The sequence below is a fragment of the Planctomycetaceae bacterium genome (assembly GCA_041398785.1).
Taxonomy (GTDB): domain Bacteria; phylum Planctomycetota; class Planctomycetia; order Planctomycetales; family Planctomycetaceae; genus JAWKUA01.
The window spans coordinates 436,885-451,750 of record JAWKUA010000001.1 but is presented as its reverse complement, the minus strand read 5'-3'; the positions used below and the strand labels follow the sequence as shown (position 1 = coordinate 451,750).

The 14,866-nt window shown below is 59.5% G+C and carries 10 protein-coding genes; 1 reads left to right on the top strand and 9 read right to left on the bottom strand.

Annotation, left to right across the window (positions count from 1 at the left end):
• Positions 1-23: 23 nt before the first annotated feature.
• From pilM to R3C19_01690, 9 genes are all read right to left on the bottom strand, one after another.
• Positions 24-1,502 (bottom strand): pilus assembly protein PilM, encoded by a 1,479-nt coding sequence (gene pilM, locus R3C19_01730; protein MEZ6059060.1) that lies wholly within the window; start codon positions 1,500-1,502, stop codon positions 24-26.
• A 303-nt stretch (positions 1,503-1,805) separates the two neighbouring features.
• Complete coding sequence (locus R3C19_01725) at positions 1,806-3,443, bottom strand: type II secretion system protein GspK (GenBank protein MEZ6059059.1); 1,638 nt, start codon at positions 3,441-3,443, stop codon at positions 1,806-1,808.
• Entirely contained in the window at positions 3,440-4,261 is an 822-nt protein-coding gene (locus R3C19_01720) for a prepilin-type N-terminal cleavage/methylation domain-containing protein (GenBank protein ID MEZ6059058.1), read from the bottom strand. Before R3C19_01720 ends, R3C19_01725 begins: the two co-directional genes overlap by 4 nt.
• Positions 4,258-4,704: a hypothetical protein gene (locus R3C19_01715; protein ID MEZ6059057.1), complete on the bottom strand. Its 447-nt coding sequence runs from the start codon at positions 4,702-4,704 to the stop codon at positions 4,258-4,260. Before R3C19_01715 ends, R3C19_01720 begins: the two co-directional genes overlap by 4 nt.
• Complete coding sequence (locus R3C19_01710; protein ID MEZ6059056.1) at positions 4,704-5,315, bottom strand: prepilin-type N-terminal cleavage/methylation domain-containing protein; 612 nt, start codon at positions 5,313-5,315, stop codon at positions 4,704-4,706. The genes R3C19_01715 and R3C19_01710 overlap by 1 nt, the downstream gene beginning before the upstream one ends.
• A 37-nt stretch (positions 5,316-5,352) precedes the next feature.
• Complete coding sequence (locus R3C19_01705) at positions 5,353-5,820, bottom strand: type II secretion system protein GspG (GenBank protein MEZ6059055.1); 468 nt, start codon at positions 5,818-5,820, stop codon at positions 5,353-5,355.
• 415 nt (positions 5,821-6,235) lie between these two features.
• Complete coding sequence (locus R3C19_01700) at positions 6,236-7,444, bottom strand: type II secretion system F family protein (GenBank protein MEZ6059054.1); 1,209 nt, start codon at positions 7,442-7,444, stop codon at positions 6,236-6,238.
• Positions 7,445-7,559: 115 nt separating this feature from the next.
• Positions 7,560-9,245, bottom strand: a complete 1,686-nt coding sequence (locus R3C19_01695) for an ATPase, T2SS/T4P/T4SS family (GenBank protein ID MEZ6059053.1) — start codon at positions 9,243-9,245, stop codon at positions 7,560-7,562.
• A gap of 90 nt (positions 9,246-9,335) precedes the next feature.
• Positions 9,336-12,836, bottom strand: a complete 3,501-nt coding sequence (locus R3C19_01690) for a secretin N-terminal domain-containing protein (GenBank protein MEZ6059052.1) — start codon at positions 12,834-12,836, stop codon at positions 9,336-9,338.
• 736 nt (positions 12,837-13,572) lie between these two features.
• On the opposite strand from R3C19_01690, the gene R3C19_01685 reads away from it, so the two are divergent.
• The gene (locus tag R3C19_01685) at positions 13,573-14,841 is read left to right on the top strand and encodes a hypothetical protein (protein ID MEZ6059051.1); all 1,269 of its coding nucleotides are present in this window, start codon (positions 13,573-13,575) and stop codon (positions 14,839-14,841) included.
• Positions 14,842-14,866: the final 25 nt, after the last annotated feature.

The window sequence follows — 14,866 nt, the reverse complement described above, 5'->3', positions numbered from 1 at the left end:
CATCGTGCCGAACTGTCACAAGTTCAGGATCCCTTCGCGGCCCTGCCTTTGGCTGCTTTCGGCACGGGAATGCTAAGCGTCAGTTGCATCGGTTCGCTGTAGTCCTGATCAATCACTCTCCCTTCGCGGGACCCGATCACTTCGTAGCCGTTGTCGCGGATGACACGCATCAGTTCCTGAACGTCCTCTCGGCTTTTCGCACCGCCCGTTGCTGTGACGGTGCCCAGCAGTTTTTCGGAATTTGCCGTAACAGCGAAGTCGAGTTCCCGGATGAGAACTCGCTCGGTGCTTCCGAAGATCTGCTGGATATTCTGCATTTCCGCAAACCAGTTCCGGTCTCTGGCCTGCCAGTCTTCCAGCTTCAGGTCGAGCGCCAGTTCTTCTTTGCCGGCGTCGTTGGAACGCTTCATCCGGCTGACTTCTGAGACGATTGCGCTGCGCTGCGCTTCCATTCCGTCGATAACGCTTTGTCGCCACGTCCAGCCGCCGACCAGCAGCAGCAGCGCGGCTCCGATGGACACGATGGCGATCAGGCGGCGGTTGTCCTTCTTTTCCGGCGGGCGTCGCGGATGGATCATGTCCACGGCGCCGACCGAAGGGGCGTGTTCGCCGGCGATCGCACCGGCAATCGCCAGCAGATCGGACGGTGCCCGATCATCGGTCGCGGGGACATCCAGCAGAATCCGGCTCGCGTCAATGCGCCGAACTTCCGCGTCGCTCAGCCGCCGGGCGATGGAATCCGGCACGGCGCTGGTGATGTCGTCGCTTCCGAGCAGGGTGACGCGGCTGACCGTGTAATCGCCGATATCTTCCGCTGCCGCCAGCCGCGCGCGAGTCACTTCCGCTTTGACGGCCTGCTCGATGCGTTCTCGTGACTGCCACGACGCACCGCTGTGCGAAAAGATCACCGTGTTGCCTCGCACGAAGATCATTTCGATAACGTCCGACCGCAGCCAGACGAGTGCTTCCACAGTGTGGTCGCTGATGACCGGCATCAGACCGGCGGAAACCAGCGACGCTGCCACGGCAAACGAACTGACCAGAACGCTGGTCAGTTCCAGCCCGCAGGCCTGCAGCGTCTGCCGGACCTGTTCCACGTTTTTCTTCGGCAGCGTCACCAGCAACACGTCGCGGGTTGCAGAATCGGGAACCAGCGGCAGGGGCACGAAATCCAGACAGACGGAATCGATCGGAACCGTCAAGCGTGTGGCTGCCTGCAGTCTGACCATTTCCGGAACTTCCGCGTCCGGGACGTGCGGCAGTTCGATGCGTCGAAACGTCACCAGCGATCGTGGAAGGACAACGGAGGCACTGTTCGCGACAATTCCCGCATTCGTCAGCGACCGCCGCAGCGATTCACCGATTTCTGCGGGGGACAGATCCTGGCCTTCCTCGCGGCGTGTGGCGACGACTTTGCGAAACGTCACCATGGAACCGGACGCCGACCCGACAGCCGCAATCAGCTCGTTGCGATCCCATTCGATGATTAGTGATTCGGCCATAGAAGAATCTCGTTAAGTGTCTGAGCCCGCTTCGGACTCAGAATCGATTGAGCTGCTGAAATTCCATTTGTCCGAAGTCAAACGCGTGCCGGTTCGCCCCGACCCGAATTCCCGCAAGAAAGCGAAATTGTCTCCGGAGCGACGGGCTCTTCCCGGCCAGGTTCCGTCACAGGGATTAACACTTCAGCACCATGTTGGTGTCGCGGCGGACACAACGCAACGTGAAGTTCGCACACAGTTTGCGCTGAAATGCCGGCCGGAGGCGAAAAACCGACGGCCGGCCCGCGTCATCCGCCCGCCGTCTTATTGCTGAAAGGACTGCAGCAGGGAAGGATGGTAGCCGGGTCCCAGCGACGTCAGATCCCTTACAAACGTCACTTTCGGCGGTGCCTGAGTTGCATCAATCATAGCTTCCAGTCGAACGCCCGGCCCGCCGCGATCAAAATGTCCGACGACCTGGAACCGGTAAACGTCGCCTCCGGTCGTGATGTAGGGACCAAGCAGCCTCAGGGTTTCCAGATCGACAAGGTTTTCGGCAAGAATCCACGCAGCCGTATTCCGTCGAGCCAGCAGGTTGGACGATGCGCCGGTCAGGTCGATCGCCGGGCGCGCGGCCAGAATTGCATCCGGGACGGCTGCGGGCATTCCGGGAACCGCACGCATGACTTCAACGCGAGCCTGATTGATGTTGATCCGGCCTTCGATGTACGCGTCGTCCGTGACCGTCAGAATCCGTTCCAGTTTCGGAAACTCATTCAGAATCGTGTTGGCGTCTTCCGGCCAGGGACTGGTGAACGTCTGAGTCGTGCCCGACTGCATCTTGACGGCATTCGTTTCGCCGCCGATCAGGTCGTAGATCGACGTGAACGTGTACTGTGGCACGACAGTCAAATCGATATTCGCGCGGGAGATGAGTCCTTCGACGTTTTGCGTATCGCCCGGAAGCTGCTGCGCGTAGTCCGTACCTCCCAGTCGAAACGCCACAATGAACGCGGCCGCTTCTTCGCCGAGTTCCGGTTCCAGAGCATCGAAAAGTTCGGTCATCTGTCCCTGATTCAGGTTGATCTTCTCGACGCCGTCCGGGTCGGTGTTTCGTTCTCGGCTGGTTGCCGTCAGATACGTTTGCCACCCCAGGTCCAGAATTCCGTCGCCGTTGTCCAGTGGCGAAGAAGCGTCGCCGTCGTCTTCGTTTGGGTCAAGCAGTCCGTTGCGATTGGCGTCTTCGCCGTAAAACAACAGCGGCGTGACTCCCTGCACTTTCAGAAGTTCATCGATGGAATCCATCGGACCGTTCTTTGCGGAATACGGAATCGGCAACGCTTCATAGTCGCCGCTTTCGGCGCCGCCGGGGCGTCGGTCGCTGTCGGTGTCCAGCCAGTCCAGAATGGCGTCGGCGATGTCGTCCGTCATACCGGGTATCTGAGCCATTGCTTCGTAGACATAACCGACTTCTTCCGTGTCGTATTCATCGATTTCCAGCAGGCGATTGATGTTGAATTTCGAGTTCTCATTCGTGACACCAAAGCGAGTTCCTCCGCCGGTCAGATTGGCTTCATCGGGCACCAGAATCGAAAACCGCAGCCTGCCGCGGGGACTGGTGGCATCCCGAATCAGATACCCGTTGAACGACGCGGGGTCGTGATAAAGGTTAATCGTGTCATCGTAGCCATAGTCCATGATTCGAGTGGCGGCGTATTCAATCCCTGACTCGGCGGCCATCCGAGCTTCGACGTCGCGTCCGCTCATCATCGCCGCTTCCAGCTCAACCTGCATCGTGCCGGAGTAGTTGTACGCCGCCAGCGACAGCAGCACGATCACGATCGTGACGACGATCAGCACGAAACCGCCGCGGCTGGTCTGGTGCGGTACCGGCGCGGCCCGCCGTCGTGTAACGGAACTGACGTGTGGCCAGCGGTGTGTGAAATGATGCCTCCGTCTCATAACGCGCTCTCACCAACGTAGGGAGTGGCCACGGGAATCGGGACGACCAGCCGATGCTGCGTCGGCGGAAGCGCCTTCGGGCCGCTGTCCACCTGACCGTCTTCGTCCAGAGTCGCCAGTGTCAGCACGATCTCAATCGCCAGAGGAATGGTGTTTAGTTCCGTGCTGTCCCATTCCGTCTGCCATTCGACACCGTCGAAGTATTGAAACTTCAGTTCCATAACTTCCGGGGCAATCAGCGTGCTGGCCTGCAGTTGAAGATCCAGATTGCTTTTCTGCAGAGCGTCGCTGAGTCCGTACAGGTCTCCGTAGACGCGAGCCAGGCCGGCCGGGCCGCTGAACTGGCCGGACTTTTCCCGCCCGGCAATCGCGGCGGACAAACCACCCATCTGCGCGTCGGCCAGCAAATACCGGACGATGACCATGTCACTGCTGCGGTCGCTTCCGGAAGCCTGCTGCTGAGGAGCCACGTAGTTCAGGCCGCGGTCCGGACGGCTGATGTACAACACCAGATCGCTGGCCGTGCCGACGATGCCGTCCGTATACGTCGCCGTGTCGTTAGAGGACGTCATCGACGTGTCGTCAGAATCATCGTCGTCCGACGTCACGGTTTCCTGTTCCGTGAACGTGACGGATCCGATGTCGCGCGATACTTGCTTCAGAACGGCCCGTGCAATCTGAAAGCGTTCGATCTCGTCGTGACTCTCCACGGCAAGAGTCCAGTACGAATTCATCGCGGCGTACACCGCCGCCATCAGCAGCGTCGTCAGCCCGATCGCCAGAAGTACTTCCACCAGAGTGAAGCCGCGGCGCATCATTCGTCACCTCCGGCGGACATAGCAGCGTCCAGAAAGACCTGCGGATCGCGCACCAGCCGGATCAACGTGTAGGTCGAATTGACTCGACCGCCGTCCTGCACGTGATTCACCGTCACGGAAACTCGCAGCAGTCCTTCAATTTCCGAATCGACCTGCACGTCGTATCGCCAGCGCGGGGCGCCGTCTTCAAATGCCTGCCCCGATACGCTCTGCAGCGGCTGCACACCGATCACCAGCTCGGCCATCAGAGACTCGGCTCGCATGACGGCTTCGGAATCCATCTGCGTCATGATTTCCGCGTCCGCGCCAAGCCGGAAGATCTGCATAATGGCGGACAGTGCTCCCAGGAACACAGCGGTCGCAATAATGACTTCCAGCAGCGTCAGGCCGGAACGGGAACCCGAAGCCGTCGACGAAACGTGAAAGACTCCGCGCCGTTTCATCACAGCGACCCCTGGTAGACCTGCGACAATCGGACGGCTCCGGTCAATCCGCGGACGGAGATCTCCACGGTTCGCTCGGCGTCATCAGTCACGCGGAACTTGAAATCATCCGACGTTCCGTCAAACCGAAAAAGCCGCGCTGTCGACCAGGACTTCTGAGCCAGCAGGGCACCGTCCTGGACGTTGCCGAACCATTCCGGTCCCAGCCGTTCGGCGGTGTCCTGAGTATCGTCCATCGCCCGAATACGAAAGCCCGATCCGAGATCGCCCGTGAGTCTGACGTACGTCGACGTGGACTGTTCGCCGATCAGTGAGTTCGAATCCTTCGGTTCGATTTCGGTGGGCACAACGATGAAGTGCTGACCGTTGGGCTCATAACGAAACTGGTAGTCGATGCCGGAATCGATGGCCAGCCGCCGGGATTCCGCCAGCACTTCGCGGACAGTTTCGCCGGCGTCGTAGACTCGATTGTTGCGCATCTCCGACAACAATGTCGGTGTGGCAATCGCCGCGACGGCGACCAGCAGGCCCAGCACGATCATCAGCTCCATCAGCGAAAAGCCGCTGCGGCGATTGCCGATTTCAGCCGGACTAGGGTGGCCTGAGTTCATTCGGACTCACCTCCGGAATCCAGGGCAGCCGGCAGCGCTACTTCTGCTGCACTTCCGAGTCCCAGTTGTTGACGTCGTCGTTGCTGCCGTTGTCGTCCTTGCGATCGGGGCCGCTGGACCAGATCTTCGGCTTGATCAGGTCGGCACCGGGATCGTAGGAGTAAAAAAGCCGTTCGCCCCACGCATCAATCGGCACTTCGTCAAGATAGGGAGCCCGTTCACGACCGCGGCTGTCCTGACTGACGGTCGCCAGCTCCTCAATGACTTCCTGGCCACCCTGCGGAAACTCACTGTCGTTATGCACGGCCTTCTGTTTCAGTGCGGATTCGACATTCCGGATGGTGATCTTTGTCGTCTGAATCTTCGCTTCCTTATCGCGCCCCAGCAGGTTGGGAAGCACCATCGCCACCAGAGCGACAATGATGCCAAGCACGATCAGCAGTTCCAGCAGCGTAAAGCCGGAACGTCGCTTCGACGGAGGGAATGCGGGACGTCGTGTGTTCATGATTTCAGATCCTTTGTCTTCTTCGTAAGGCCGGTCAGGCCACTGAGTTTGCAGCAAATTGTACGATGGCTCATCGGTGTCGTCACACCCGGATCAGCCGGGTTTCGATGGATTCGCCGGCCCGCCGTACGGTGGCGTTCGCAAATTCTGTGAGTCGATCGAATTCTTTGATATTAACCCCGTCGATCAGGCAAAGCGCCGAAGAAAGTTGCGATGTCGATCATCCGGGACATGATTCTTCACGATTCTCCGTCATTCCCGCGAAGGCGGGAACCCAGTGTTGCGGCTGGGTTCCCGCCTTCGCGGGAATGACGGAATGTTCCGGGAATGACGGAATGTCCGGGAATGACGCAACGAGGCGAGACTGTTGGAACGCTGCAGCAACCAACGCAGCAGCGATCATTGCCGCAACGGTTCATCCCATACTTGACATATTCAACACCGGCAGCAGGAGCGCTGACAAGACGAATGTCACGACCGACGCCATCACCAGCAGCAGCACCGGTTCCAGCATTCTGACGACCGCGTCGATCCTGCGGCTGGTGTATTTTTCCAGGTTGTCGGCGATTCCGATCAGCACATTTTCCAGGTTGTTGGCTTCTTCGCCGACGGCGATCATTTCCACGATTTCGCGGGAAAACTGGCCGCTGGATCGCAGCGGAACCGCCAGCGACTTGCCTCCGGAAACGTTCTCGGCAGCATTGCCGATCGCCTCACTCAGCACCACATTTCCACTGGCGTCTTTGGCAATTTTCAGCGATTGAAGAATGGGCACGCCGTTTCTCAGCAGTGTTCCCAGCATGCGACAGAATCGGGCAACCGCCAGATTCCTCACCACGCCGCCCAGACCGGGAACCTTCAACTTGAAGTGGTCGAAGCTGACTCGACCTTCGTCCGTGTCCAGGTACAGGTACAAGGCAACCACTCCCGCCGCGATGGCAATGGCAATCGCAATCCACCATTCCTGAAGGAAGTTGCTGATCCCCATCAAAGCCGTGGTGGACCACGGCAACTGTCCTGTTTCCCGCATGCGGTCGAACATTGGTTCGAATTCCGGCACGAACCCCACCATGATGACCGACACGATCAGCGTGCCGATGCAGATCAGGAAGATCGGGTAGATCAAAGCCCCTGTAACGCGTCCGCGAAGTTCTTCCTGGTGATCCGTAAATGCGGCGACTCGGGCCAGCACTTCTTCCAGGAACCCGCCTTCTTCGCCGGCACGAACCATACTGACAGTCAGTTGACTGAACGTTTTGGGGTGCCGCCGCATCGCTTCATTCAGCCGGTTCCCTTCGGCCACTTGTTCCATCACATCGCGAGTGACAAATTTCAGTGCCGGATTGGACGTCTGGTCTTCCAGCAACTGCAGCGATCGCAGCAGCGGAACTCCCGAACGAAGCAGGTCCGCCAGCTGGTTATAGAACGTCGTCAGGTACCGTGTGCGAACTCGCCTGGTTCCGGCGGTGGCCCGTTTCTTCGACGCTTCAGACACTGCGACCCGCAGCGGAAACAGACTTCGCGCCGCCAGGTTTGCCAGCGCATCCTGTTCACTGGCGGCGGTCAGCGTACCAGCCACCTGCTTTCCGGAAATCTCGCGAGCTGTGTAATCGAATTCGGGCATTGTTGGATGAAGTCGCGACGCGCCGAGACGTGCGGTCGAGTGGCGTGCTTTGAAGTCAGAACGTGTTCCCCGGCAGCGGATCGACGACAGGTGGTTCAGCCCTGGCGAGGCTGCGTTACGCAATCAGATCCCCGCGAGTAATCCTCACCACTTCGTCGACACTTGTCACTCCCGCGGCCACCTGTTCCCAGCCACTTTGCCGCAGAGTGGTCATGCCGTGCGTCACGGCGTACTCACGAATCTTCGTCGCGCTTTGGTTCTCGGCGCACATCTGCTGCAGTGTGGAATCGGTTGTCAGCAATTCAAACACGCCGATCCGACCGGAAAAGCCGGTGTCCTGGCATTCGCGGCAACCTTTGGGCTGACAGATGAACTCCGGCAGCGGCCGCGGAAAGTCCGTCGGAAGGTCCACGGACTCGGGTGAGACTTTTTCCCGGCAGTGAGGGCACAATCGCCGCACCAGACGCTGAGCCAGCACGCCTTCGACGGTGCTGGCCACGAGGTACGGTTCGACGCCCATGTCAACCAGTCGCGTGAATGCGCTGGGCGCGTCGTTGGTGTGCAGCGTGCTGAAGACCAGGTGACCGGTCAGCGCGGCCTGAATGGCACTTTGAGCGGTCTCGCCGTCGCGAATTTCTCCGATCAGTACGATGTCCGGGTCGTGACGCAGAATACTTCTCAGAGCTGCGGCGAACGTCAGGCCGATTCGGCTGTGAACCTGAATCTGGCTGATGCCGTTCATCTGGTATTCGACGGGATCTTCGACCGTGATGATCTTTGTGTCCGGCGACTTAATTTCATTCAACGCGCTGTACAGAGTCGTGGACTTACCGCTGCCGGTCGGACCGGTGACCAGAATGATTCCGTGAGGCAGTCCGATCAGTTCCTTAAACCGTCGGATCACGGTCGGAGGCATTCCCACGTTGGCAAGGTCGAATGTCATCTTCGCCTTGTCCAGCAGACGAAGGACGACGCCTTCCCCGTGAGTCATCGGGATGATGGAAACTCGCACGTCCACTTCTCTGCCCTGCACTCGTAGTTTGATGCGGCCGTCCTGAGGCAGGCGTTTTTCGGCGATATTCAGGTGCGACATGATTTTCAGTCGCGTGACGATGGCCGAATAAAAGTGATTGATTTCCGGCGGAGTCGACTGGATGCGCAACATGCCGTCGATTCGGTAGCGGACACGCAGGCCGTTTTCCTGCGGTTCGATGTGGACGTCGCTGGTGCTCATCCTGACGGCTTCCACCAGCAGTTCGTTGACGAGCCGGATGACCGACGGAGCCTGCGCGCCTTCGCCGAGTTCGCCGTAGTCTTCTTCGATTTCTTCGAGAAGTTCGATGCCTTCTTCGGTGCGCTGCCGAACGAGTTCGTTGATCGTGTCGCCGCCGACTCCCAGCAATTCGCGAATTCGCGATCCCAGTTCATTGCGGCGTGTGAGGACGGGCACCAGCCGCATTCCGGACACGGTGCTCAGGTCGTCCAGTCCTTCCAGATTGAGCGGATCGCCGGTAGCGACGACGACGTGGCCGTTCTCCTGATACAGCGGCAGCAGGGAATGCCGGTAAATCGCGGACGTCGGAAAACGACTCAGCAGTTCCTGATCAACTTCGATGTCCTTCAGGTCGACATATTCGAGCCCAAATTCTTCAGACAGAGTTTTCAGGACCGCATCTTCGCTGACGAGCCCCATCCGGATCAGGGTCTGGTCGATCCGATCTCCGTTCTGCTCCCCGCGCGCCAGATCGAGCTGGTCGCGGGTCACAAGGCCTTCGTCAAGCAGGAGTTGTCCGAGTTCCATGTTTGGTTGATCCGCCCTTCAACGGGCTCAGTTTGCCGCCGTCTTCCCGCGAACCGGACCAGCCCGGTTCAGGTTTCCGGCAACGATGAACTACTGTCCGCCACGTCCCCCGCGACCGCCTCCACCACCGCGCTGGATGCCGCCCGTGCCGCCGCGCCCTCCTCCACCGAATCCTCCTCCACCAAACCCGCCGCCACCACGACCTCCAAAACCGCCACCGCCGAAGCCGCCCGTACCTCCCCCGCCGAAGCCGCCGCGCCCGCCAAATCCGCCGAACCGCTGCTGCATCTGCTGCCGAAACGCATCGGCTGCGGCGTCCTGCGACGTGTTCGAGCCGCTGGAACCCGCGGACGATGTGCCGCCTGTTGCCGTGCTGCTGCTGATGGTGACTCTCGGAAGCAGGGATGAGATCGAACTTTGCACCATGGTCGCATCCGCATTCTTTAGCTGCACCACGCTAATCATGCGATTCGCGGCTCGGGCAGATTCGTCCAGTCCTTTCACCATTTCTTCAACACCCAGGAAAACATCTTCGCTGGATGAGACAATCAGACTGCTGGTCTGCCTGTCGACTCCCAGAGTCATGCGAATCTGTGCGGCCTCCTGGCCTCCGCCCTGGCCAAGCATTGCAGCCAGAGGATTCTGTCCGCGGCCGTTGTTGGTTTGCGGTGGTTCCATCAGCGGCTTGTAAACATCTTTCACGATGCTGGCGATTGCATCGATGTCGCCATAGCGAACTTCAATCGTGCGCGGCCGCATGTCACGCAGCGATTCCGGAATTTCGTTGGAATCCAGCACTCTCAGCACTTCGCGAACGTCACGCAGCATCGAATCGGTTCCCGAGATAAACAGCGAATTCGAGCGCACGTCGGGAATGATCTGCAGCGTTGTCGGATCGGCCCCCAGCCCGCCCAGGCCTGTCGCGTCGGCAAGACTGCTCCCCAGTGAAGAGAAGCTGTTGCCCAGAGTCCCCAGAAAACTGCTTCCCGTCGACGCGGTGGTTTTGGCGACGGAGCTGTTGGGAAAAATCTGAACCAGCATGTCAGCCGCCTCCGACGCGTCAGCGGACTGCAAATAAAACACCGTCCAGGTCGTCCGGAACGGCAGCGACTGGTTGAGCATCTCAAGCAGTTCCTCCAGCCGATCCAGGGCTTTCTCGTCACTGGAGCTCAGAATCAACTCGTCTCCGATCACAGTGATCATCACCTGTGCAGGATTTGTCTGATCCTGCCGCGACGTCGCGGAGCCCGCCGCCGACGCGGACATTCTGACCGGCTGGTACTGCGACTCGTTCAGGAATGACGTGAACGGATCCGTGTCGTCACGATCGTCACCCCGGCGGTTGGCTTCACGTTCGGGGCGGGCATTTCGTTCGGGAGTCTCGATGCCGCGAATGGGACTGCTCTGCGCCGGGATTTCGATGCGAATCGGGTTGGGCTCGTTGCGCTGCCATTCCTGTTCCAGCAGATCCAGAAACTCACCCGCATTGCGGCCCTGCAGCGAATAGCGACGGACATTGCCCACCTGAACACGCCGTTCGGGCGGTGAACCGTCTTCGCCAAGATCAACCAGCACGGCCTTGATCTGAGCGATCTGTTCAATCGTTCCCCGCAGAATCAGGCGGCGACCGTACAGATCCGTTTCGATGGTCGGACCACTGTCGCCGTCCTTCACAAACAGCGAACGTAAAGTCGCAGCCGCGGCCAGCGGGTCCATCTTGCCCAGCGGATATACGGCGACCGATGCCGCTCCGCTGCCGTTATCAATCTGGCGAATCAATACTGCCAGTTCCTGATGCTGCCGTTCGGTCGCCATAATCGAAATCGTGCCATTGCGACGATCTTCGTTCAGCACCGTGACGCCCGGCAGACTCATGGCCGTAATCGTCTTGGCGACTTCTCCCGCGTCCGACGACGAAACCTTGTAAACTTCCAGATAGGTTCCCTTGCGGCCGGTCCGCTTGATGGGGTTTCCGTCACGATCAAAGCCAACGTCCATCGTCTTCAGGATGTCTTCGACCAGAGCGTGCTGTACGGCGGTGCCCGTGACGTACAGCGTGTTCATGCGAAGATCGGGCATGATCATCAGTCCGGCGGAAGTCGCGGGAGGCGTCGGTGCCGCCGGAGCCGTCGGCTGTGAGCGGCCGCGGCCGAACCGCGACGGTTCATTCGCCTGACTCATGTTCTGAGCCGCCTGTTTCATGCCGAACATGCCCATCACCTGAAGTTCGGCTTCTTCGACGTCGATGTACGTGAGCTGGTAGGGCTTGAAAATCAGCTTGTCCGCGTCGTGATCCATGGCCGCCACGATTAGACGATGAATTCGCCGAAGATTGGAGCCGATGTCCGTGATGATCAGCGTGCCGGATTCGGTCAGAGCGATCATGCTGCCCCACGGTCCCAGCAGCGCTTCGACTTCCTTGGCCAGACGTGACGTTTCCAGACCTTCGACGGGAATCACCACGGACACCAGTTCGTTGTCGCCGACTCGCAATTCATCATCCATCTGCAGCAGTTCTTCGACGCTGACTTCTGGAATCAAGCTCGGAGGAACGCCGTCGTCGATATTCCAGACAATCAGGAAATTATCCTTCTTCACCATGACGTAGCCCTTCCGCAGAAGGTAGCCGTTCATGATGTCCAGAGCCTTGCGAGCGCTGTACCAGTTGTCGTCCAGATGGCTGAAGGTTCCCGGCGGAGTGCGATGCAGGTCCAGCGTCAGGCCGGCACCGTCAGCAAACATTTCCAGCACCTCGTCCCACTTTGCGAAGCGAAAATTGAAGCGGAACTTATCGACCAGGCCGTCGTAGCGACGTGGTCCGTCTCCGAAGCTGGCGACCGCGGTTTCGCCCGGCGGAGGCTCATTGGATTCGACCGGACGGACCGTTGCCGTTCCGTTGTCCGTCGCGGATTCGTTACCGGTGTCGGCAGCGGCCGCGACCGCGGAATTGTCAGTATCAGGTGTCGGGGCCTGAGCAAGCTGTGCTTCGTACTTCGTCTTCTGTTCCGCCGTCAGCACGGCGCTGAGTTTTTCCTGCCATTCTGCATTGAACTTCTCTCGCTGTTCGTCAGTCGAGTCAAAACCCAGCGCCCGTGAAGCTTCGCGTCGCTGTTCGGTCAGTTCGGCGATTTTCTCTTTCTGCTCGTCAGTCAATTCATATTCAGCGGCAATCCGATCATCCGCGAAAGCTCGAAAACCAGCGCTGGTCAGGGATAGACCCCGCAGCTTCTTCTTTTGCAGGTCATTCAGGACACCGACCGCCTGTTCATCGAATTTCAAACGAGCCTGAACTGTGGCGTCCTGCATTTCCTGGCGCAGTTTGTTTCGTTCGTCTTCAGTCTTGGCTTCGCGCAGTTTCTCCGCAAACGCCGTGAACGCGTCCCGTCCCGGATTGAACTTGCTCTGTAGCTCCGTCAGCCGTGCGGACTGATCATCGGACAGGCCGAGTTCCGAATGTACCTCCTCCCGTCGCAGCAGGTCTGTTTCGCTGCCACCGCGCCCCTGAGCGAACGTCGTGGATTCCAGCGTCCACAAAAGCGACATTCCGGCGATCAGAAACACACTGCATTTTTGAATTCGGCCGAATTGCATGGGAGTGCCCTGGAACGGAAATTGTGAGCGGCAGGCTGGACGAAAGGACTTCAGAAGTCAGGAATGAATCATTCTGCCCGGTTGACGAAAACGCTGGATCGGCAAACGCAGGTTACGTTGGCGATCATCCACCTGGGAGATCATGCGCCTGGTCGCCAGCCACGCGGGCTCCGGCAACGCCCGGAACTCCTTTCCCGCCGATGCAGTCGGATCCGAAATCACCATGAAGGCCCGAGAGCATCTTAGGGCAAACGCGTCGCGATTCAGCATTTTCCTTTGAAGCAACAACACGAGAGGCGAACCCAGGAGTCTCTATTTTTCCCGGAATCAGCAGCCGGCGGCGGCTTTCCTGGCGGATTTGACCCGGTTCGGTGCAAAATGAAAACATTCGTTTGAATGTGACGAATTGCCGGTGGATTTGTACCGCAATCGCTGTTGCGTCCGCAGTCAATTTCGTTGAAATGCGGTTTCCCTTCGGCTCCGCCCCCGTTTCGGAGGTGTTACTTCCCTGGGGAATTTCGGTTGGTCCGGCGTTTCTTACCGGTTTTCCGCCCTGACGGATACGGTAAGAGCTGTCTTGTATTGGGGTTAGGTCACGTCCAAGACGCGTCTTCCCGCGTTGTGAATGAGGCAACGGGTCCAATTTGCCAAACTGTTGACGGGGCCTTGTCGCGTCTTTCACTACGATATGAACTCATCTGACGAACGCCGGATGTTGACTCTTCGGAGAATTGCTGTGAAGAAAGTGATTGCATCAATTGCGGCGATTCTGCTTTGCTTGTGGCTGACTCCGACCACGGAGGCTCAGGACGGCGGCGGCTTTGGCCGGGACCGCGGCGGGCGCGGCGGACGTAGCTTCGGCGGTTCCGACCGGGGCGGTCGAGGAGGCTTCGGTGGCGGAGGTTTTGGCGGCCGGGGCGGATTCGGCGGCGGATTCAGCGGGGGACCTCCCGGTGGATTCGGCGGCGGTGGATTCGGCGGCCGGTCGTTCCTGGATCGTGACGGCAATGGAACGATTGACCAGAGCGAAATTGATCAGTTGCCCGAACAGGCTCGACAATTCATGGAATCTCGCGGCATCCAACTGCGCGCCGGTATGACAACGGACGACATGCGAAACAGCTTTCGATCGTCATTCCAGGGTGGCGGCGGGCCTCCATTCGGTGGTCCGGGGTTCGGCGGACCGGGGTTCGGTGGTCCTGACCAGCAGAACGGCGACCAACCGGGAAACCGCACAGCCTACCAGGCTCCGGAACCATTCCGGCCAACAAAGAAACCGCCGATGACGACACCCCTTCCGCCGAAGTACAGCGAACTCGACACGGACTTCGACGGCCAGATTGCCTTCTATGAGTGGATTCTGGCACGACGGTCGCAACTCGAAGAGTTCGACGAAATCGACATCGATCTCGACGGATTTCTGACACCCGACGAACTCAAGGCCAACGACGATCTCGCCAGCAACTCCAGCGAATCGATCCTGACCAAAGCGCTCTACAAGCCGAAGGAAAAACGGCTCGTGATCGTCGATGGATCATCCGCGTCCGGCACTGCGGCAGCCGGAATTGGCGACGGCCCGGGACAGGTGACTCAGGAGCAGGTTGATCGAGGCCGACGCGTCATGGGCTTTGTGGATCAGGACCAGGACGGAAAAGTCAGCGCCGAAGAAATCGAAAACAATCCCCGCATGCAGCCGATGTTCGCCGCTGCGGGAATTCCCATTACCGATATGTCGGCCGATGAATTCGCCGTGAACTACGCAAAGGCCAGAGCCGCCGCCGGTGATTCCCGAAGCGGAGGCCGCGGAGGCTGGGGCGGAGGAGGCGGAGCCTGGGGTGGTGGCGGTCGTGGCGGATTCGGCGGTCCCGGTGGGTTTGGTGGCGGCGGACCCGGCGGATTTGGAGGAGGCGGATTTGGAGGAGGCGGTCGCGGCGGATTTGATGGTGGCGGTTTCGGTGACGGCGGAGGTCGCGGTGAATTTGGACGTGGTGGTCGCGGCGAGTAGACGCACCGGTCCCGCGACGAAGTCC

Excerpts from the sequence above, each read along its gene's own strand:
- pilM (MEZ6059060.1), bottom strand. The coding sequence starts at position 1,502 with ATGGCCGAATCACTAATCATCGAATGGGATCGCAACGAGCTGATTGCG.
- R3C19_01725 (MEZ6059059.1), bottom strand. The coding sequence starts at position 3,443 with ATGAGACGGAGGCATCATTTCACACACCGCTGGCCACACGTCAGTTCC.
- R3C19_01705 (MEZ6059055.1), bottom strand. The coding sequence starts at position 5,820 with ATGAACACACGACGTCCCGCATTCCCTCCGTCGAAGCGACGTTCCGGC.
- R3C19_01690 (MEZ6059052.1), bottom strand. The coding sequence starts at position 12,836 with ATGCAATTCGGCCGAATTCAAAAATGCAGTGTGTTTCTGATCGCCGGA.
- R3C19_01700 (MEZ6059054.1), bottom strand. The coding sequence starts at position 7,444 with ATGCCCGAATTCGATTACACAGCTCGCGAGATTTCCGGAAAGCAGGTG.
- R3C19_01720 (MEZ6059058.1), bottom strand. The coding sequence starts at position 4,261 with ATGATGCGCCGCGGCTTCACTCTGGTGGAAGTACTTCTGGCGATCGGG.
- R3C19_01710 (MEZ6059056.1), bottom strand. The coding sequence starts at position 5,315 with ATGAACTCAGGCCACCCTAGTCCGGCTGAAATCGGCAATCGCCGCAGC.
- R3C19_01715 (MEZ6059057.1), bottom strand. The coding sequence starts at position 4,704 with ATGAAACGGCGCGGAGTCTTTCACGTTTCGTCGACGGCTTCGGGTTCC.
- R3C19_01695 (MEZ6059053.1), bottom strand. The coding sequence starts at position 9,245 with ATGGAACTCGGACAACTCCTGCTTGACGAAGGCCTTGTGACCCGCGAC.